The organism is Acidovorax sp. AC410 (genome assembly GCF_979253235.1).
Genome location: NZ_CEEDCG010000002.1, coordinates 92,007 through 111,003 on the forward strand (window position 1 = coordinate 92,007; position 18,997 = coordinate 111,003).

Genomic DNA, 18,997 nt, shown 5'->3' on the forward strand with positions numbered 1-18,997 from the left:
GTCTTCTCCTACGCGAAATTGCCTTACTGGAGTGCCTTCGTCGCACCCTGCTTTACAGCGCGCTCGCGCGCTGCATCCGTCGCCCTGCGTTGCCTCTCAGATTTCTGAGCAGCCAACGTCGCCAGGAGCGCTTCCACCTTCTCGCGCTTGCGATAAATGGCCTCTTGCATGTAGTTGCTGACCGCCACCGTCTGGGCGTAGTCCACCCACAACGCGCGAGACGAAACCTGTGTCAGGTTTTTTTGCCACTCGGCGTCGATCATGCGCCGCTTGGACTCACGAGCGATCATTTCCGAGGGTGAAACATTGCTGTAGCTCTCGTAGCGCACTCCCGGCAACGAACCATACCCATCACGATCCGAGAGGAATTCGGGGATGGTCTTGCCCACAGCGTTGGCCTGGACGGCGACCGAATTGGCTGCGACAGACTGGGCATCCGTGTATTCCGCGTTGGGAGGGGTGCCATTGGGCACACTGCCATGCAGAATCTGGTACTGCTCCTTGGTGTTCTTGCCCAACACCGCGTTGTCTTTGGTGGCGTCGCCCACGAAGGTGTACGGATCGCACATGTACCCAGCCGGATCGGTGGTGTACGTGCCATCGCTCTTCTGCACGAAATTGTTCTTGGCCTGGAAAACCTGCTCGCGCTCCATCCCCTTGGTCACAAACACATTGCGCGCGTCCTCGCGCTTCTTCACTGTGTACTCAAGGTGCAAATGCGGGCCGCTGCTGCGACCTGTATTGCCAGACAAGGCCACGAACTGGCCTGCGCTGACCGTCTTGCCGACAGCAATGTCATTGGCATACCCACTCAAGTGCATGAACCAGACCACATCGCCATTGCCATTGCGGATCGCAAGAAAATTACCGGCACCCCCTGGCTGAACGTTCTTGTAAAGCACCGTTCCATCGAACGGCGCGTACAACTGCATACCCACGGCAGCACGCAAGTCTTGACCGCCGTGACCGCCGCCCTTGCCGCCGTTGTAATACGAGCGCCATGTGCCAAAGCGGCTTGTAGCCGCCATGCCACCCCCGCCCTTGGTCGGGTCCATGGCACAAGAGGCAGATGCCGCAAAAGCAGATTGCGGCATCAGGCCTGCTGCACTAATTGCAGCGACAGCGCCGAAGTATGCGAGCCACTTGGCAGACTTCATCGCCATGCTCACAACCCCACTTTATTCGCAGCGTTCTGACGAGCTGCGGCCTCTCCCGAGGCCTGCGCCTTGCGGGCCTGACCCGACTTGAGGTTGGCAGCAACTGCGCTTGCCAGTTGCGCCTCCATGCGCTCATATTGACGGTACTGCCGCTCCTGCAGGGTGAGGTCCAGCGCCTTGATCTTGAGCAGCTCCACCATCACGCCACGGTCATTCTGGGCAGCCATAACGCTGGACCAGCGCTTGTATTCAGGCGTATTGCCTGCGTAGCGCTTCACCTCGGTGGCGTATTGCATCGACAGTGGCAGATCGCCGTCACCATGCTCACCATGACCGCCGCTGGTGGTTTCCAGGCGAATCTGGGTCAAGGATGCCAGCGCACTGCTGCGCACCGCGTCTTTCTGGATTTTTGCCAGTTGATACGTCGCTGCAACCTGGGAAGAGCCGCCACCTTGGGGCACTTCGCCATCGGGCAGGCCAGCGACGAAATTGATGAACGAGGTTTTGGCCTTCGTCAGGTCTTCTTCCCCCGCCGTTGGCTTGAACAGCGTCGCCACATTCAGATTGGCCCCTGGCAAACTACCCTGCGCGGTACACAGGCCAGAACTCGCCTGATCCTGAGTGCAGAAGAGCTGGTTGTGCTCCATCTGCATCTCCTTCTGCGCGGTGATCGGATTGGCAAAGCGGCCCGGAGCTGCCTGAACGTCTGCGCGCAGCGCAGCCGCAGACGCACCACTCAAGTCAGATTCAGCACGCGCAATCCCCAGCCGCCCCTGGAACACGTAGCAAGGGGAGTAGCCCTGGCCGAAGTCACCGCCATACTCAAAGCGCGCTTTCTTCACGCGCTCTGCAGTTGCAAGGGCGTTCAGGCCTACTGCTACGTTCTGGTTTGTGTTGCGCAAGCCATCAGCGATCTGGTTGGCTGCAACCGCCTTCTGCTTGGTCATGATCGCTATCGCGCTAATCAGTCGCTCACTCTGGAACCAGAGCTGCGCCGACAGCGCAACGTCCATGGCCGTGATCTGCGCCGTCAAGGTGGAGGTCGCAGCCACGAACGCCGGGTACACCCATGTCTCTTGATACTGCGGTGGGCAAAACGCAGCGAATGAGGTCGCTGCTGTCAGTCCTGCAAGGCCAGTGACCACCCGCCGCTGGGCGCGGGTCATCCCGGTCTTGCCCGCTTGTGCTGCACGATTCAATCTTGTACGCATACCGCCCCCTTTATGGCCGAACTGCCTGCGCTGCCGTTTGTCGGAGCACAGCGTCGTACTTCTGATCGACCTCGGCCTGCATGTCATCAGTGCTGCTCAATACGAATGCCGCCAGATTGGCCTCCATCCGCTGGCCTTGCTCGTACTGCTTATGGCGCATCCACACCTCCAGGCCCGACATTTTGGTGAGTTCAACGACGAGCCCGCGTGTGGTCTGCGCGGCCATGGACGAAGACCACTGCTGCGCTTCCTTGCCGCCAAAATACTGGTTCACGCGCAGTTTCATCATCTCGTTGGCAGACTTGCCCCCGTAGGCTTCGCTGCGCGTGTTGTTGGCGTCGATCATTGCCAGGGAGTAAGCAGGAATCGACAACAGGGAATCCTTGCGATTCTTCTCGAAGGCATAGGCCTGCCCTGCAGGAGACTGACCAGCATCCCGCGTAATCCGCTCATCAGGGGCGCCTACCACGTTCTGGATGAACGCCTTGCGAGCCGCTGCCGCATCACTGCCTTGATCCACGCCCGTAAACAGCAGAGCCGCGTTCGTGTCACCGCCAGGAACACTGCCCACGCTGCAAAGGCCAGCATTGGCCTCGGCTGGAGTGCAGAACTTAGTCCGATGCAGATTCAGTCGGTTTGACATGGCACCCACGCGCGAATCCACCAGTCGCCCAGGTGCAACATCGAGCTGAGCCAAGGTCTGCCGCGCCAGTCCTGGCACGTCATCAAAGGCCTTGTCCAGCGATTGATTACGCGCAACAGTGCCACAGGCATCAAAGCCTTGCCCAGTAGTTGGCGAGTAGTCCAAGTAGGCCTTGACCGTAGCATCGTTGATGCGCTGCGCGCGGACAGCATTCACCAGGGTTTGGCCGGAATTGCGCGTGGCATCGACCACTTGATTCGCCGACACAGCCTCTTGCTTGGTGGCGATGGCCACAGCCGAAATCAACTGCTCAAACCGCAATTGGCTCTGCGCCATGAAAAGCGCCTGGAAGGCGGCGAGCTGGGCTGACACGGTGCCCGTCATCGCCGTAATCATCCCAATGGTCCATGTCTCTGCAGGCCCGAAGCCGTAAAGAGCGCCATAGGCCGCTCCCGACACCAGCACACCGGCACAGATCGCCCCGGCCGCGATGACCTTCGGGTTACCCAACGCTGCAGCCAGCGAGGCCTGCAGGATATGCCGCTTTGCGGCATGTCGATTACGTCTACGCATAGTCACTACTCCAAACGAGTCGAGCGGCGCATGCTCAACTGTCCAATGAAACTTTCCGCCACCATCGAACCGATGGCAGTGGCCTGCATGTTCTCAAGCCGCGCTGCTGCGCAGGCCTCGGACTTGCAATTGATGGAATGAGACGCCCTGGTGTCCACCACGTTGGTGATGTAGTTGTAGCCAGCCAGCTCCACATCAGGCGTCATCGTCTGCTCGCCAAATGGTCCTGAGTAGGAAGCATCCCAGGCCTGCATGCCGTTTGGTTTCAGCTCGCACAAGCCCTGCTTCGCTTCGGAGACAGAACAGAACAGCTCACGATGCTGGGTCAGCACATCCCGATCCGCTGCAGCACGGGATGGCGTGGATGCGGCAGCGAAGTTCGACACCAGAACACGAGTGTTCTTCTCCGACTGGTTGAAAACCTCAACCTGCAGGCGACGATCAAACTGCGCCTCGCACTTGAGCAGCATCGGCTGACCGAGGGACGGGTCGTAGTTTTTCACCACTTCACGTACACGCTCACTGGTCATCACAGCACCCATTGCCACCGCAAGTTGCTTGCGGGTATTGACCTCAGCGTCGCTGATCTGGTTCGATGCGACAGCACTTTGCTTGACCGCAATTGCCAGGGCGCTCAGCTCACGCTGCATCGTCTGGAACCACGACAACACCGAGGCCCAGCCAAAGGCATGGGCCTGGGCTGAGACTCCTACCAGGGAGGCCACCAAGGCCACCTGAGCCAGCTTAGATGCGACGGCCTTTTTCATGATGCGCGCATCACTGGAAAAGGTTGGTCAGCTTCTGCGTCAGGCTCTGCTGGCTTTGGCTCTGCTGAACCGAACGGCTCGAAAGAGTCGTGCCAGTGGTGACACAAGCATTCGCGGGGATCGTGCCATCCGCCTGCAGGTTGTTCATCCTGCAGCGGATGGTGTCGATTGCTGCTTGTGCATTGTTCACCGCCGTCTGCGCAGAAGCCACCGCCTGTTGCTGCGACGTGCAATCCGCGACGCAAACATTGGCCGCTTGCTGGGCTGCGGCCAAGTTCTGGTTGGCAGTCGCAAGCTGCGACTCAGCAGTGTTCAACTGGTTAATCAGTCCAGAGTACACGGCAAAGTAAGAGCCGGGGCCATTGCCCGTCATCCCGCCAGAACCTGTCCCGGTGCCCGTTCCAGTCCCTGTACCAGTGCCCGTGCCCGTGCCCGTGCCGGTGCCAGACCCACTTCCGCCCGCAGAATCAGGAACTGTCGCTTGTGGCTGATTGCCAAACGGTTGCCCGGTGTTGTACGTGCCGGATTGACCGATGTTGTAGTTGGCACCCAGGTTGGGGTCAAGCAACGACATGCCGCCAGAACTATTGAGGTTCGCGCTCAGGCCGTTCAGTGCACCGATGTATTGGTTCGCTTGCCCGATGGCCTGATTGATAGGCCCAGTCACCATGCCAGTGACCTTGGAAACAGCCGAACAAATTTTCTTCTTGGCGTAGGCAATCACGGCCTGTTGAGCCGCAGCGATGATGGTAGCCAACGATGGAATTGCAAAGGACAGGTCCAGCAACGCACTGAGGCCAGCGAAGCAGTCCGCATTCACATCGAAGAGTTGCTCAACGTTCGGCGAAGCTGATGCCAATTCAAGATGGGCCTTGAGTGACATATTGATCGCATTGCCCACAGTCCCTTGCTGCGTGCCGCTTGCGCAGGCCTGCGCGTCAGCGCGCATCTGGGCAGTGATGACCGACTCCTGATCGGATAGCAACGTGCTGGTTGGATCGCTATAAGACCCTCCACCACCGCTAGAAGCAGAGATGGCGTACCCGCCACCCAATGCTGCTACCCCGAGGACAACACCTGCCACGAAGCCCTTGTTGTAGAAGATTTGCATGAAATCCGACAACAAGCTCGTGCGGGACACCAACACCGGCACTACGTTTTCAGCGCTTCCCATTTTCAACCCCCATGATGGACTTGATCCGCTCAAGCCTTGAATTAGAAAAAATCTCCCCGATCAGTTGCGCCTTGGTGAAGGCCTCCAGCCTCCGACGCACGACCATCACCAACCGATCCGCTGGCTTGGCCTCACCAAGCAGCTTTTCTATCTGGTCGGCGAGCACAGGGTTCTGCTCGCTCGCCTTCTTGAGCAGGTAGAGGCATCGGCTGGACCGCATGCCACCTAGCAGCTCCAAAAACTCATGCGGCGCCACCTGCAGGCTGTCCATCCCCCCAGAGTTCAGGAATGCCTGCAATTGCGTCACAAATGCCTTGACCTCCAGTGCGTTCGCTGCCTCGTCCTCTTTGAAGTCCACCGCCCACGCATCAACACTGTCGATGCGAAGCAGGAACGCCAAAACCCGCGCGCTTTGGGTACTGCGCGCGAAGTTGGACATGATTGCGTAGCCACTGAGGTCAATCGGCGCTGCAGCGCCGCTACCTACTGTCATAAATCACCCCGGTAAACTCAACATTTGCGAAATCATCAAAATTGCGCCGTTTCGTTATTTTGACACCGATTGGACCCTTTGAGAAATCCAATTAGCCCAAGGAAGCAACAACCCCGGTATCGCGCGATTGCGCGAGCGCTGCAGTGCTCTCCCTGTTGGCCTTTTGGAGCTGCTTGATGATCTCCAAGTCCAGGTCGTGAACGAAAAAACGACTCACATGGTGGCCCTGGTTCATCCGGGTCAACAACTCCGGCAACTGCCCCTCATCCACCTTGCAGCTCATGGTCTTTCGGGTGCCCGCCAGCTTGAGCCTCAAGCTGTCAGGCGGTGTCTTTGGACCAATGTCGAAAATCCGTCCATCTGCCATCAAGCCGCCAGCATGTTTCTTGGTACCGGGAAGGCGCAGCATGTACTGCCCAGGCGTGCGGCGCGAAAGCACAATGCCGCCGTCCTCTGGGCCGTCCAGCAGGGCGTTGTTGAAGATCAGCATCTCCACGCACGGCTTGTAGCCTTTGTCAGGCAGCGCCTCAAACTTCGCGTCCACCGCGCGGATGTACTGAGCCACGTCATCGGCGTCCATGCCGATGGGCATGCTTTTCAGCTTCTCAGGCGAGATATGCGACCGCACAAGCACTGCGCGCTGCCGGTTGCCTTCGGCATCCGTGTAGAGAATGGGGTTGCCGAGGGCGTTATTGCTCGCAAGCTCCACGCTGCGGAAAATGTTGCCGCTCAGCACAATGGCCGAGCGAGTCACCAGCCCATCCGGCACATCGTTGTAGCCAGACATGAGCTTGTCGTACTCACGCTTGATCCAGCTCGCAATCCCGTTGTCTGGTTTGTCAGTGTTGATGCGCAAGCTGCTGAACTCGCCCAGCGATTTATCCTGATTGAACAGCGTGGCCAGCGAAACCGTCTTCACCCCGCTCTCGCCAGGAAACACCACACGCATGCGGTAGTCGCCCAGCAACGTCAGGGCCTCCGGCCTGGGCAAAGACACATCAGTCACATAGCCCTTGAGCGTCCCCTTGATCGGGTCATCAAACTCAATGAGCGTGCCTGGAAGCATCTGAGGCCATCCGTTCACTAGGCAGCGCATGCGCATCTCTGCACGCTTGGCACTCGTCGCCTTTTCATGCTCCAGGGCGTCGTGGATGGACTTGGTGCCCGCCTCAACCGCCTCGCGCAGCTCGTCCGGGAGCTGCCTGTGCACGAAGGCCTCGGCGGCATTGGCAACGGCCTCGCGAAACCTCGCGCGGTTCGTGCTGCCTTCGTCTCCATGCCCAAACGCCTCGTGGTAGTCGGCCATGCCCGCACGGATCATCTCGATCAGCTTGGCCTCGCGAATCGGCACGACCTCTTCCTCGTAGTGCAGCTTCACGATCTTCACCGGCTCATCGAAGGTCGATGAGGTGATCTTGAGCGTAGGCGCGACCAGCTCATCTTCTGCCACCACGCGAGCGCCCCACTCGTACACATCCACCTTGAACGGGTTGACGCCACGCTGCTCCATTTCCTCGACTTTGGCCTGGAATCGCTGGGACAAAGTAGCCAGAATTTCCTCTTGCTTGGCGACAGGCAGCATCACCAACCGACCCATCAGCTTGTTGATGTACGGATTGTCCTGGGCGCGGGCATCCAGCGAGTTTTCGTCCGTTGGCAGGTCAATGTCCAGATCACGCGCGAACCGCGGATTCTCGACCAGCCACTCCAGCGCGATCTCGTCGCCCAGGTCATTCAGCAGATCAAGCGACTCGTCCGAGATGTTCGAGTTGTCGCGGTTAGAGGTGGTGTTGGCAGAAAGGCGCCGCAGCTTCGAGTTGTGCATCATCGTCAGCCGCGACTCCGCTGGCAGCGCAGTCTCAAGGCTGCGCATGATCGGATGGCACACCTGATCGCGACGATTCACGCGGCCCATCCACTGCAGGTATTCGGCAATGTTTGCGGCCTTCTGCGCAATGATGAATTCACGCTGCCGAATATCAGAGTCTGCAAAGCGATTGGTAGCGTGCAATGAGATCCCCGTAGACCCGGCGCGGGTGATCGTGATGCAGTCGTACTGGCCGCTTTGGAAACCAGCCACGTTCGCCACCGCGTTGGCTTTCTTGTGCTCCGTGGGCACCCACTGCCCTCCCTCAAGCTCTTGATGCAACGACACAGTGCGCCCTGAAACCTCGGCTGGCTCATACCCATGTTGACGCAGACGCTGATTGATAACGTCCAGGGCGCTGAGCGGCATGTCGGGCAGCTCTCGGATCAGCGCACGCAGCGCCTTCGCTTCGTCTTGGTACTCCTCAGACGATGGGCGGTGTGTGCTGTACTCACCATAGCGCTCTTGAACCTTAATGACTCCGATGCGATCCAGCATCACCTCCAGCAGATCACGGAACTGCGGCGGCTTTTCGAGCTTGACCGCTGCCATCCTTGAGTCCACCTGCTCCTTGAGTGCATCCAGGCGCTCCTGCGCGTCTGCAGCGTCGTCGCCTGGGCGGGCCTTGATGCTTTCGATCTCATCGAGCAGCTCGGCCACGTTCGCGCGGCGCTGCAGAACCTCGCGAAGCAGGCTTTCTCCAGTGTTCTCGACCGCAATCACCGGCTTGCGGCCCTCCTTCAACGCTTGTATCGCGGCATCGGCAGCATCCTCAACCACCAACGACAACAGAAACTGCCGATTGAGGCTGTACAGACGTGATCCGAAGTTCATGCTGGACGCCTGCATGCGCGCACCTTGGCGTTCGTTTTCCGGGATGCCTTCGAGCTGCTTTTTGAACCCCGCATTCAGCTCGTTGACTTCCTTGCTCACATCACCAGACAGGTAGGACATGCGACTCAGGATGCGTGCAACCTTGTCGCTAACGTCACGGTTGAATTGAGTGCGCTCAGGCGATGGCTCGCGCGACGCAAACTCCAGCTTGGACAAGTCCAGCTCGCGACGGATGAACACCCCATCGCGGGCCATGTTGGAGCTGATGGCCTCCATCAAGGCCTCGCCACCTGCTTTCAGCGTCTCCGGCAGGCTTGCGAGATCGACGGACTTGGGGAACATCCGCGAATAAATGTGGAATGACGCCACCCCCTTGAATGGGGTAGCCGAGGCATAAACCACCGAATCCGTCTCGGAAAGGGCGGCGCCGATGGACGCACTGATGTTGGACTCGCCAGCAGCCACATGGGCCTCGTCCACCACGAAGGCCGTGCCCTGCCTGGCAATCTCGGCCAGAAAACCCGCTTTGCGGTTGATCTCAGGCCTGCGCTGGAACTGGCTGTACGTGGCGAGCACAAGATCAGTTCCTTCGGGCAGCACCCCAGCATCGAGCGCCGCCTTGCGTGCGCTGGACGACGTGGCCGGGTGCAACACATCGGAGCCAGACCCAAACTGCATGATCCCGACCCCTTCATTGAAGATGAACGGGCTGCGGAACAGATCGTCTGAACCTATGTCCTTTAGGTCACGAAAAATGTCCGTGAACAATTCTGGTTTTAGCGTCAGGAAGACCGGAACCTTGCCCTCCAGCTTTGCATAGCGCAGCATCGCGGCGCAGAAGCGTCCTTTACCGAAGCCCGTGAAATCACTGTTTGTGAATGCTCGGCCATCGTCCATCTTGCTGATCGCAAGGCCCAGCGCATCAACTTGCTCGGGCGAGAAGTACCCACCCAAATCTTCTTTTGCGTACTGCAGCTTGCTCGCCACATAGTCATCAATCGGGCCGACCTTCGACTCCAGATCGGCCAGAGCGCCATAGGTAGCACCGGCAAGGTTGATCGGAACCATGCCAGTCGGCGGCGCAACCTTGGAAGCCGCTTGGTAGGGAGCTTGGTACTCATTCACCTTGCGTTCTGGCACGCTCTTCACTGGCGCTGCAGGCGCTTCGCCCGCATCTACCTCGACAGAGGCCATCACCGGCATCTGGGCGGGCGAATCGCCCTGCAGCTCGAACTCAGGCCGCTCCGGCTCAACCACAGTGACGGCCTCGACCACCGCTGCTGGGTAGGTTGCCACGACGCGCTCGGCCCAATCCCAAGCCTCGGCGTAGGTACGAATCACCGGCAAGCGCTCAGGAATCTCTATGGTCAATGGCACCTCGCGGCGCGCACCGACTGAGAACATGCGCACATTGGCGCCCGCACCCTGCTTTGCGTACATCCGACCGTCCAGCTCGACCGCACCCAGCACCTCATAGTGGTCATAGACGTATTCGAGAAACGCCTTGGTGCCGCCACGAAACTCGCCCGGATTTCGCGCGTCATCACCCCCCAGGATCAATACCGAACGACCCTCTGGCTTGCGGGCTTCCAGGGTCTTGAGGGCAATGTAGTAGTCCGCACGCCGCACACGCGGCAGCTTCTCAAACGAACGATCCCGCTCCATGGCTCCAAATGGTGGATTCGTTATCGAATAGTCGAAGCCCTCGGGCTGTTCCAGCGCCCGTCGATAGTTCAGCTCCACAGCATCGCCAACCACCACCTTTTCGCACTGGTTGGCCTTGAGCACGCTCGCACGCTTGCTGTCCAGTTCGATAGCAAAGACGCGCCCCCCTTTGTTGACGAGCGTCAGCAGCCCGCCATTGCCCGCCGTGGGCTCCACGAACGTTTTGCCCTGAAAGTCCTCATTGCCCACCAGAAGGCGCTGGGCGATGACCCCCATCGGTAGCGGGGTCGAATACTGCTGCAGCGCTATCGACTCGGCAGTCCGCATACGCGCCACCGGCAGGCCGTTGTAGTAGTCCTCGGCCACGGTGAACGCGAGTTTGTCGATCTTCCGGGAGGGACGGCTATTGAAGGCTCGGTAGCCTGCAGCCTCGACCGCCTCCTGAAAGGCCTTTAGTTGCATGTCAGACACCTCGCCGTTGACGAGGTGGCGGGCATAAGCAGCTCGGGTGGCCCGCTCCATGTCAGACCAGTCTTTGCGGGCACCGGCCCTGATTTCCCCAAAGAACCCTTGCGCGCAATCCGCCAAGGACTCCGCGTCATCGGCGTACAGAAAGGCTCCGGCACCCAGCTCGCGGCCAGCCTTCGAGTTCGCTGCAACGATCTCGGCATCGCCGTTGTCATTGGTCCACTGGATCAAACGTCCCGTATTCGACTCGTGTACGAGATAGCCATCCTTGTTGCGGCCCAACTGGCGAGACTGCTGCAACGCAGTCCAGAGGTTCTTGCCAATCTTGTCTTTGAAAGCCGCCTGAAATTCGCGGGCAATCTCGTCGCTTTCCTTGACGACCATGGGGCAGTTGGGCAGGCCCAACGCTGCAGCCAGCTCTGCCCCTTTGATGCGCTGATCGTCACGCGCCAGGAAATACAGCCCGCGTTCGTAGGCTGGCGAGCCCTGAGTACGAGCAAAGCCCGCCGCAAGCAGCTTGTCGGCGTCTGCCTTGTCCTCAACATCCAGCAACAAGATGCGCTGCACCCCATCGCGCAGCCTTGCCGCACCGACAAAATAGCCATGGGAAGCGAGATCAAACCATTTCTTTGCAGCCAAAGCACTACCCTCAAAATCCACCAAAACAGGGCACAAACAGCACCCACACAACACCTATACGACGCGCATACAGCACCAATACGGCACAAATAAAAAACCACCAGGGCACCTGGGCGCCGTGGTGGTTTTCTTGCCGCTCATGAAGCGTTACATGCCTGGGCTGCTCTCGTAAGCAGCCTCTTTTCGGGGAGCTTTGGGGTCTTCCGGCAGGATAGAAGTCAGGGGCATCTGCGCATCAAAGTGCGCCAGGGGACTGACCTGGGGGAAGTGCTCCTGGGGCGATGCGTAGATCGCATAAGGCAGGCCATCGGGATGCCGCTGGATCGCGGTGACGGTGTTGCCATATCCGCGCTCAACGGTAGTGCGCTCGCCCTCCACTTCCGTGCGCACCAGATACCCGGCGAACTTCGGGTTTTCAATGTCCTTGAGGTACGTCTTCGCGCTGTCCAGACCGAAATTAATGCGCTCAGCGGCCACGATCTCGACCGTCAGCTCACCCGCCTTTGCCCCGTAGAAGAAATTCGCAGCCTTTTCTGGCGCCATGACGTGGGACACAGGAGGCTCATCATCGTCCAGAATTCCGGCAACGATGGCCCGTGCAAGATCGTTCTGTACATCCACATTGTCCAGGCCTGCCCTTTTGCCATCCAGCAACGCCTTTACGCTTGCATCCCCCGGCACTGGCAGACGAACCGTTTTGTTGTCGCCATACAGAGGGTCTTTCACCACGGATTCCTCCCGCGCAGGGAAAACACGCGCTGTCGCGAATTCAGTCCCCCCGTGGTAGACGCGCATGATGGCGTGGCCGTCACGGGCATTGCCCTGGTCATCCTTAGTCGCCAAGGCCGACCCCAGGGCCTCGCGCACATTGGAGCCATCCACGATGGTGGAGGTCCGCAGATATTCCACATGGGCTGACGCCTTGCCAGGGGCGCCATCTCTGGGCTGGAACAGGTTGATCGTGCCCAGGCCGTGTACCACCTCGGCCTCGGGCTTTGCTGCCATGGTTTGCGGCCAGTGTGCGCGGTACGTCCTGACGCCATGCTCTGTTTCGCCAAGCGGGCGAGCGCCATCGAACGCGATCAGCTTGATCTTCCCTGCCGCTTTCTCGGCCAGGGTTTCGCGGCGAAATTCGCCGCTTTCGTAGGACTGACGCAGACGGGCCTCATTGGCTTTGGGCATGTCCACCATCCGCTCTTCCACCGTGCTCAAGCGAACGGCCAGCTTCACGCTGGGATCGGTCACGGAGCGCCCAATGGCCCAGTCTTCTCCACCCGTACCAGGGCGCGAAAGCTCAAACCGCTCTACGGCCATGAAGACGCGCTCATCAAAAACGCGCCGCTGCTGCTGAGCCTGCGGCTTCAAAGCGTCTTTTGCCATGGAAGGGTCGAAGGTGCTGCTCATGCGGTTCTCCAAATAAACGAGGGAAATTACGTTGGCCGGAATATAGCCCGCATGAAATTGTACTGTCAACACATCGCCATTTTTACCGCGTACAAATTGACAAACATCATAAATGCGCCGTCGCGCTTTTTGAAATTTTCGATCAACTAACGCAACGATGCCTCTTTGAACATCAGAGATCAATACAGGAACAGCGCAACTGCATCGCCCGGACAGATCAACAAGATACGCCGCGTATTCAGCCGATAAGGTTTGGGAACTTTATTAATCTCGCGGATTTTCCCACCACCCATCGCGGCGTCTTTCCGATGCCATCCCAATCCTTACCAGCGGACAGATCGGAGTATTTCTGCGCGGCTCGCTTGCGGGGTTTTTGTCCATTTTCCCAATCCGCGCCAAATATCACCAAAGGCTCGATTCCATATTTCTCAATTAATGCCCTGGCCTTGGTAATTGCTTGAGCCCTGCCTGCAGCCCTCAATCGCTCTATGCGGGCACCAACATTTTCATGCAACTCCATCAGCTCACCGAGCGAAAGAGCATCTATATCCTCATCCGTCAACACAGGCACTCCTTTCACAATCCGCATCAGCGAACAAGCAGAGAATTAACCGGAGAGAAACGATCCCGCATCACCGTCGCATCCGATTCATCAATACGCGCAGAATCGGGAAGATGGCTTGCAACATCCGCAGCATGCTTTCCCGCAAAAATAATACGGTTGCCGTTGGGTATGGCCGACTCGTAGACACCGCCGAAAACATGCTGATAGGTTGCTTCCTCATACTTGGCAAACCCAGTTTTCTTAGGGTAACCGGAATATCTGGTTGATATCTCCTTTGCTGGCAGCCTGTAATTCCCACTTTCTCACCGGAGAATATGGTTGATCAGCCTCCCTTCGCGGGTTAGTATCAGTCCATCTATAGGAGGACGACCTCCCCCACCTTGGGAAGTAATGACCAGGACGACCTGGCCCCGTTATATTTCGGAGGGGTCAATGCCTTGGGTATATCTTCTCGTTGCCGGTGTCCTTGAGATTGTGTGGGCTTACACAATGAAGCAATCTCATGGCTTCAGTCGGCTCTTACCATCGATCATCACGATTTCTACAATGGTGGCCAGCTTCTGGCTGTTAGCAGTCGCCATGCGAACTATTCCACTCGGAACTGCCTACACAATCTGGACGGGAATAGGAGCTGTAGGCGCTTTTCTTGTCGGAATCGCATTTTTGGCTGAACCGGTTAATGCAGCGAGAATCATTGCTGCGATCCTCATTGTTTCAGGGTTGGTGTTAATGAAACTATCCAGCGCCTGACATCGAGGTTATTAATGATGGGTCTCGTTACTGGCCTTATTAACCTCTCAAATTATGAGGTCAGGGACTCCAAGTCGACAGACGACGAAATGCACTTCCAGGTGGACGCACCCGATCCCATCGCGTGCGAGAAATGTGGCGTGCAGGGTGAAATCGTGCGGTTCGGCAAGCGTGATGTTCCTTATCGTGATTTGCCCATCCACGGCAAGCGGGTCACCCTCTGGGTGGTTCGTCGCCGGTACACCTGCCGGGCCTGCAAGACCTCCTTCAGGCCCCAGCTACCGGAGATGGTGGACGGCTTCCGCATGACGCGGCGGCTGCATGAGTACGTGGAGAAAGAATCCTTCAACCACCCCTACACCTTCGTGGCGGCGCAGACTGGCCTGGACGAGAAGACGGTACGCGACATCTTCAGCGCTCGCGCCGAGTTCCTGGGGCGCTGGCACCGATTCGAGACGCCTCGCATTCTGGGTATAGACGAGCTGTACCTGAACAAGCGCTACCGCTGCATTCTGACCAACATCGAGGAGAGAACCCTGCTCGACCTGCTGACCACCCGCCGGCAGGACTTGGTGACCAACTACCTGATGAAGCTGAAAGACCGGCAGAAGGTCGAGATCGTCAGCATGGACATGTGGAACCCCTACCGTACGGCGGTCAAGACGGTGCTACCACAGGCCCGTATCGTGGTCGATAAATTCCATGTGGTGCGCATGGCCAATGATGCCTTGGAGAAGGTGCGCAAGGGCCTAAGAAAGGAGCTGAAACCCTCCCAGAGCCGAACCCTCAAGGGAGACCGGAAAATCCTGCTGAAACGCGCTCACGAAGTCTCAGACCGAGAGCGGCTGATCATGGAGACCTGGACAGGCGCATTCCCGCAACTGCTGGCCGCCTACGAGCACAAGGAGCACTTCTACGGCATCTGGGATGCCATCACGCGCTCCCAGGCAGAAGCCGCCCTGGACGAGTGGATAGCCACCGTCCCGAAAGGCCAGAAGGAAATCTGGAGCGATCTGGTCAGAGCGGTGGGCAACTGGCGCGAAGAGATCATGACCTACTTCGAGACGGATATGCCCGTCACCAATGCTTACACGGAATCCATCAACCGACTGGCCAAGGACAAGAACCGTGAAGGGCGTGGTTACTCCTTCGAGGTGATGCGGGCACGAATGCTCTACACCACGAAGCACAAGAAGAAGGCCTCAACTGCGAAGGTCTCTCCATTCTACAAGAAAACCATCTGTTACGGACTGTCGGATTTCGCAGAGGAACTCAATTACGGGGTCGATCTATCAACCATCTGAGGGTGGTATAAGGTTGGTGGGGTGAAGGAGCCCCATCAACCATTAAATCCGGATACCCCATTTATCGAGAAAGATCGCCTCGTATTCGCGCTTGGATGCTTCCAACTCCGGCGAACCGCTCAAGGCGGCAATCACCCCGGGTATTTCCCGACCTTGCAACAACACACAATCGACATACGACGACGCGATAACCCACGCGCGGTCCTCAAGGGTCGCCTTGCTGGTGGCGATGGCATCGGCAAATACCTGGTCCTGGCGCGCGTCGAAGTCTGCATACAGCGCGGCCAGCAACCCTGCGCGTGTAGCGAAGTGGTCGTAAACCACTGGTTTGGTGACGCCCGCCAGCTCGGCCAGGCGGCCCAGAGTCAGGGCGTCGGTGCCTTCGTCACGCACTAATTGCCAGGCCACGTCGAGTAACTGGCGCAGGCGATCTTCACGGGACAAACGACGACGTGGGGCAGGGGATTCACTGCTTGACATGCTTATATACCAAAAGTAACTTATTCGACGTAACTTACTAAAAGTAGATTAAGCTCAAATGGAGTCAAAGTCATGCACGCACTGATCGTAGTTGCTCATCACGACCCGCAATCTCTCACCCACAGTGTGGCCGCCGAGGTGGGCGCGGGCTTGACCGCCTCTGGCCACACCTTTGAAATAGCCGACCTTGCCGCTGAAGGGTTCGATCCACGCTACACCATCGCCGACCATCGGGTGCACCGTACTCGGGCGACGCCGCCAGCCGACGTGCAGGCCGAACAGGCCCGCATAGACCGCGCCGACGCGCTGGTGCTGGCGTTCCCCATCTACTGGTGGTCAATGCCAGCGTTGCTCAAGGGTTGGGTCGACCGCGTATTCGTCAATGGCTGGGCGATTGATTACGGCCCCGATACACCGGTGCAGAAGAAACTCAGGCATTTGCACGTACATGTGCTGGCCCTGGGGGCGGCTGACGAAAGCGCCTTCGATCGACACGGTTATGCCAAGGCCATGAATACCCAGATCGACTACGGCATCTTTGATTATTGCGGGGCGCGGGTACTCACTTCCGAGTTGTTGTTGGACTCGGAAAGTGGCACGGCCCAGGCGCATTTGCACAAGGCCCGGACCGTGGGGCAGGGGTTGTTTGAGCGTGAGGCCATCGCGGGATAATTCAAGCGTCGCGAAACAGGTCGTGGGCGTCGAGCAAGCGGTAGGCAATCTCTGGGTTTTTCTCCAGGCCACGGCGAATGGAGGCGGGGATCGACTGGCGGGTCTTGCGGCACATGCCCGGCAGTTCGTCGATGACGATCTGGATCCCGCGCATGCTTTTGACCTCGGTATGCCCGGGCGCGATGTGGACGCGGATGCCGAGTTGGTCGTACATCCGCCGTTGCAAGTGTTCGAGGTCTTGCAGGCTCTTGAGGTTTTCCAGGCGCTCCAGCAGGATTTTTTCCTGCTGTCGCGTCAGTTGCAGAATGCGCAGATCAGCGCCGGGAGCTTCCAGCAGTTGTTCACGGTTGCAGACACAGGCGCCGGGTGGGCAGGGTTGGCGAAGGGTCATTGACGCTCCCGGCAAGGTTCAGTTGTAGGAGCGAGCTTGCTCGCGAAAAACTCACAGGCGCCGCATTCATTCAGCAAACACGCGTTTTGGTTAACGTTTTTCGCGAGCAAGCTCGCTCCCACAGGTTTGTGTGTCAGTAGCTCAAGTGAACGCCCAGGCTGGCCAGCGCTTTCCAGTAGTCAGGGTAGGTCTTGGCTACGCAATCAGGGTCTTGGATGCGAATGCCCGAGACTTTCAGCCCGGCCAGGGCAAAGCACATGGCGATGCGATGGTCGGCGTGGGTATCGATCAGTGCGGTGCAGGCGGTGCCAGCCAAAGCGGGGTCGCTGGCAACCAGCAGGTCATCACCTTCGATGGTCGCCAGGCCCGGGCGAATTTCGTTGAGGCCATCGTGCAGCGCCTGCACGCGGTCACATTCCTTGACGCGCAGGTTCGCCAGTTCAGTGAAGCGCACCGGGGTATTGTTGAATGCGGCGAGCACCGCCAGGGTCGGGATCGCATCCTGCATTTGTGAACCCACCACCGTGGCCTGCATGTTCGGGAATTGCGCGATCACGGCCTGTGCCTTGGCGTCGGGCTGGGTGAAATCCTGCGCGGCTACACCAATATCGATACGGCCACCGGTCAGTACTTCTGCGGCCCACAGGTAAGTGGCGGCGGAAGCGTCGGGTTCGATCAGGTAATCATGGGCGGTATAGCCCGTGGGGGCCACGCGCCAGGTGGTGTCGTCCACGATGTCTACCTGGGCCCCGAACGCACGCATGCAATCGAGGGTCAGGTCCACATAGCCACGGGCGCCGATGTCCTTGCCGGTCAGCGCCACTTCAATCGGTGCTTCGCCGCACGCCGCCAGCATCAGCAGGGCCGATACGTACTGGCTGGACAAGCCTCCGTCAATCTCAAAACGCCTGGCCTGGACCTTGCCCGCGCCATGCACCGTTACCGGTGGGCAACCGGTGGGGCTGTCGACCTGGATGCCGTTCTGGCCCAGGGTGGCCAGCAGCGGGCCGATCGGGCGTTTTTGCATGTACTCGTCACCGTCCAGTACCACGGTGCCTTGCACGGTGGCGACGGCAGCCGTGAGAAAGCGCATGGCGGTGCCGGCGTTGCCGAGGAACAACGGCTGGGCCGGCAATTGCAGCGAGCCTTGGCTGGTGACGACAAAGGTGGTGTCGTCCGGCTCGTCGATGGTGACGCCCATCTGCCGCAGGGCGACCGACATATGGCGTGTGTCATCGCTTTTGAGCGCGCCGCTCAAACGGCTGGTGCCCTTGGCCAGTGCCGCGAGCAACAGAGCACGGTTGGTAATGGATTTGGAGCCGGGGGGCGCGACCTTGCCAGTGAGGGGGAAGTTGGGCGGTGTAACGGTCACGGTTTTCTGCGAACTCAAGGTACAAGGCTCCTGGTCAAGGCGAGGTGGCGTGGAGTGGCCGACGTGCGGACCCGAATCATCAGGCAAACACGCCATGCTTGTCGAGTGAGTGGGTGATCTGCGTATTTTAGGGTAACCGGAATATCTGGTTGATATCTCCTTTGCTGGCAGCCTGTAATTCCCACTTTCTCACCGGAGAATATGGTTGATCAGCCTCCCTTCGCGGGTTAGTATCAGTCCATCTATAGGAGGACGACCTCCCCCACCTTGGGAAGTAATGACCAGGACGACCTGGCCCCGTTATATTTCGGAGGGGTCAATGCCTTGGGTATATCTTCTCGTTGCCGGTGTCCTTGAGATTGTGTGGGCTTACACAATGAAGCAATCTCATGGCTTCAGTCGGCTCTTACCATCGATCATCACGATTTCTACAATGGTGGCCAGCTTCTGGCTGTTAGCAGTCGCCATGCGAACTATTCCACTCGGAACTGCCTACACAATCTGGACGGGAATAGGAGCTGTAGGCGCTTTTCTTGTCGGAATCGCATTTTTGGCTGAACCGGTTAAT

General features: G+C 58.7%; 16 protein-coding genes. 4 read left to right on the plus strand and 12 right to left on the minus strand.

What is annotated here, in order from left to right; all coding sequences use genetic code 11:
* Nucleotides 1-23: 23 nt before the first annotated feature.
* The 9 genes from AC0IZS_RS33110 to AC0IZS_RS33150 form a co-directional block, all read right to left on the minus strand.
* Nucleotides 24-1,163, minus strand: a complete 1,140-nt coding sequence (locus AC0IZS_RS33110) for a M23 family metallopeptidase (protein WP_087865273.1) — start codon at nt 1,161-1,163, stop codon at nt 24-26.
* A gap of 2 nt (nt 1,164-1,165) precedes the next feature.
* Nucleotides 1,166-2,323, minus strand: a complete 1,158-nt coding sequence (locus AC0IZS_RS33115; RefSeq protein ID WP_305540524.1) for a hypothetical protein — start codon at nt 2,321-2,323, stop codon at nt 1,166-1,168.
* A 55-nt stretch (nt 2,324-2,378) separates the two neighbouring features.
* Nucleotides 2,379-3,584 carry a hypothetical protein gene (locus AC0IZS_RS33120; RefSeq protein ID WP_305540526.1) on the minus strand — a complete coding sequence of 402 codons (1,206 nt, stop codon included), beginning with the start codon at nt 3,582-3,584 and terminating at the stop codon, nt 2,379-2,381.
* A 5-nt stretch (nt 3,585-3,589) separates the two neighbouring features.
* Nucleotides 3,590-4,351: a hypothetical protein gene (locus AC0IZS_RS33125; protein WP_087865474.1), complete on the minus strand. Its 762-nt coding sequence runs from the start codon at nt 4,349-4,351 to the stop codon at nt 3,590-3,592.
* Nucleotides 4,352-4,361: 10 nt separating this feature from the next.
* The gene (locus tag AC0IZS_RS33130; RefSeq protein ID WP_471639642.1) at nt 4,362-5,462 is read right to left on the minus strand and encodes a hypothetical protein; all 1,101 of its coding nucleotides are present in this window, start codon (nt 5,460-5,462) and stop codon (nt 4,362-4,364) included.
* A 49-nt stretch (nt 5,463-5,511) separates the two neighbouring features.
* Nucleotides 5,512-5,964 carry a type IVB secretion system protein IcmW gene (locus tag AC0IZS_RS33135; protein WP_156391347.1) on the minus strand — a complete coding sequence of 151 codons (453 nt, stop codon included), beginning with the start codon at nt 5,962-5,964 and terminating at the stop codon, nt 5,512-5,514.
* Between the two features lie 145 nt (nt 5,965-6,109).
* On the minus strand, nt 6,110-11,491 hold the full coding sequence (locus AC0IZS_RS33140; protein WP_305540535.1) for a strawberry notch C-terminal domain-containing protein: 5,382 nt from the start codon (nt 11,489-11,491) through the stop codon (nt 6,110-6,112).
* A 147-nt stretch (nt 11,492-11,638) separates the two neighbouring features.
* Nucleotides 11,639-12,895, minus strand: coding sequence for a hypothetical protein (locus AC0IZS_RS33145; protein ID WP_087865351.1), 1,257 nt, complete (start codon nt 12,893-12,895; stop codon nt 11,639-11,641).
* Between the two features lie 238 nt (nt 12,896-13,133).
* Nucleotides 13,134-13,457 carry an H-NS histone family protein gene (locus AC0IZS_RS33150; RefSeq protein ID WP_172415286.1) on the minus strand — a complete coding sequence of 108 codons (324 nt, stop codon included), beginning with the start codon at nt 13,455-13,457 and terminating at the stop codon, nt 13,134-13,136.
* Between the two features lie 435 nt (nt 13,458-13,892).
* Between AC0IZS_RS33150 and AC0IZS_RS33155 the strand changes: the two genes are divergently transcribed.
* The gene (locus AC0IZS_RS33155; RefSeq protein ID WP_032429244.1) at nt 13,893-14,210 is read left to right on the plus strand and encodes a DMT family transporter; all 318 of its coding nucleotides are present in this window, start codon (nt 13,893-13,895) and stop codon (nt 14,208-14,210) included.
* 14 nt (nt 14,211-14,224) lie between these two features.
* Nucleotides 14,225-15,514: an ISL3 family transposase gene (locus AC0IZS_RS33160; protein WP_023343400.1), complete on the plus strand. Its 1,290-nt coding sequence runs from the start codon at nt 14,225-14,227 to the stop codon at nt 15,512-15,514.
* Nucleotides 15,515-15,556: 42 nt separating this feature from the next.
* Here AC0IZS_RS33160 and AC0IZS_RS33165 read toward each other — a convergent pair whose 3' ends face one another.
* Nucleotides 15,557-15,994 carry a TetR/AcrR family transcriptional regulator gene (locus AC0IZS_RS33165; RefSeq protein WP_471639643.1) on the minus strand — a complete coding sequence of 146 codons (438 nt, stop codon included), beginning with the start codon at nt 15,992-15,994 and terminating at the stop codon, nt 15,557-15,559.
* Between the two features lie 72 nt (nt 15,995-16,066).
* Here AC0IZS_RS33165 and AC0IZS_RS33170 point away from each other — a divergent pair, with 72 nt between their 5' ends.
* Nucleotides 16,067-16,666, plus strand: a complete 600-nt coding sequence (locus tag AC0IZS_RS33170; protein WP_054898696.1) for an NAD(P)H-dependent oxidoreductase — start codon at nt 16,067-16,069, stop codon at nt 16,664-16,666.
* A gap of 1 nt (nt 16,667) precedes the next feature.
* Here the strand turns inward: AC0IZS_RS33170 and AC0IZS_RS33175 are convergent, their stop codons facing one another.
* Both AC0IZS_RS33175 and AC0IZS_RS33180 read right to left on the minus strand, forming a co-directional pair.
* A complete protein-coding gene (locus AC0IZS_RS33175) occupies nt 16,668-17,057 on the minus strand; it encodes a hypothetical protein (RefSeq protein WP_471639644.1) in 390 nt (129 codons plus the stop codon).
* Between the two features lie 133 nt (nt 17,058-17,190).
* Nucleotides 17,191-18,447 carry a 3-phosphoshikimate 1-carboxyvinyltransferase gene (locus AC0IZS_RS33180; protein WP_034127624.1) on the minus strand — a complete coding sequence of 419 codons (1,257 nt, stop codon included), beginning with the start codon at nt 18,445-18,447 and terminating at the stop codon, nt 17,191-17,193.
* A 301-nt stretch (nt 18,448-18,748) separates the two neighbouring features.
* On the opposite strand from AC0IZS_RS33180, the gene AC0IZS_RS33185 reads away from it, so the two are divergent.
* A partial coding sequence (locus AC0IZS_RS33185) for a DMT family transporter (protein WP_471639645.1) occupies nt 18,749-18,997 on the plus strand: 249 nt, incomplete at its 3' end.

What these genes read in the sequence shown, in the direction of transcription:
- AC0IZS_RS33145 (WP_087865351.1), bottom strand. Translation starts at nt 12,895, where the DNA reads ATGAGCAGCACCTTCGACCCTTCCATGGCAAAAGACGCTTTGAAGCCG.
- AC0IZS_RS33155 (WP_032429244.1), top strand. Translation starts at nt 13,893, where the DNA reads ATGCCTTGGGTATATCTTCTCGTTGCCGGTGTCCTTGAGATTGTGTGG.
- AC0IZS_RS33125 (WP_087865474.1), bottom strand. Translation starts at nt 4,351, where the DNA reads ATGAAAAAGGCCGTCGCATCTAAGCTGGCTCAGGTGGCCTTGGTGGCC.
- AC0IZS_RS33170 (WP_054898696.1), top strand. Translation starts at nt 16,067, where the DNA reads ATGCACGCACTGATCGTAGTTGCTCATCACGACCCGCAATCTCTCACC.
- AC0IZS_RS33120 (WP_305540526.1), bottom strand. Translation starts at nt 3,584, where the DNA reads ATGCGTAGACGTAATCGACATGCCGCAAAGCGGCATATCCTGCAGGCC.
- AC0IZS_RS33130 (WP_471639642.1), bottom strand. Translation starts at nt 5,462, where the DNA reads ATGCAAATCTTCTACAACAAGGGCTTCGTGGCAGGTGTTGTCCTCGGG.
- AC0IZS_RS33160 (WP_023343400.1), top strand. Translation starts at nt 14,225, where the DNA reads ATGATGGGTCTCGTTACTGGCCTTATTAACCTCTCAAATTATGAGGTC.
- AC0IZS_RS33115 (WP_305540524.1), bottom strand. Translation starts at nt 2,323, where the DNA reads ATGACCCGCGCCCAGCGGCGGGTGGTCACTGGCCTTGCAGGACTGACA.
- AC0IZS_RS33175 (WP_471639644.1), bottom strand. Translation starts at nt 17,057, where the DNA reads ATGACCCTTCGCCAACCCTGCCCACCCGGCGCCTGTGTCTGCAACCGT.
- AC0IZS_RS33165 (WP_471639643.1), bottom strand. Translation starts at nt 15,994, where the DNA reads ATGTCAAGCAGTGAATCCCCTGCCCCACGTCGTCGTTTGTCCCGTGAA.
- AC0IZS_RS33110 (WP_087865273.1), bottom strand. Translation starts at nt 1,163, where the DNA reads ATGGCGATGAAGTCTGCCAAGTGGCTCGCATACTTCGGCGCTGTCGCT.
- AC0IZS_RS33135 (WP_156391347.1), bottom strand. Translation starts at nt 5,964, where the DNA reads ATGTCCAACTTCGCGCGCAGTACCCAAAGCGCGCGGGTTTTGGCGTTC.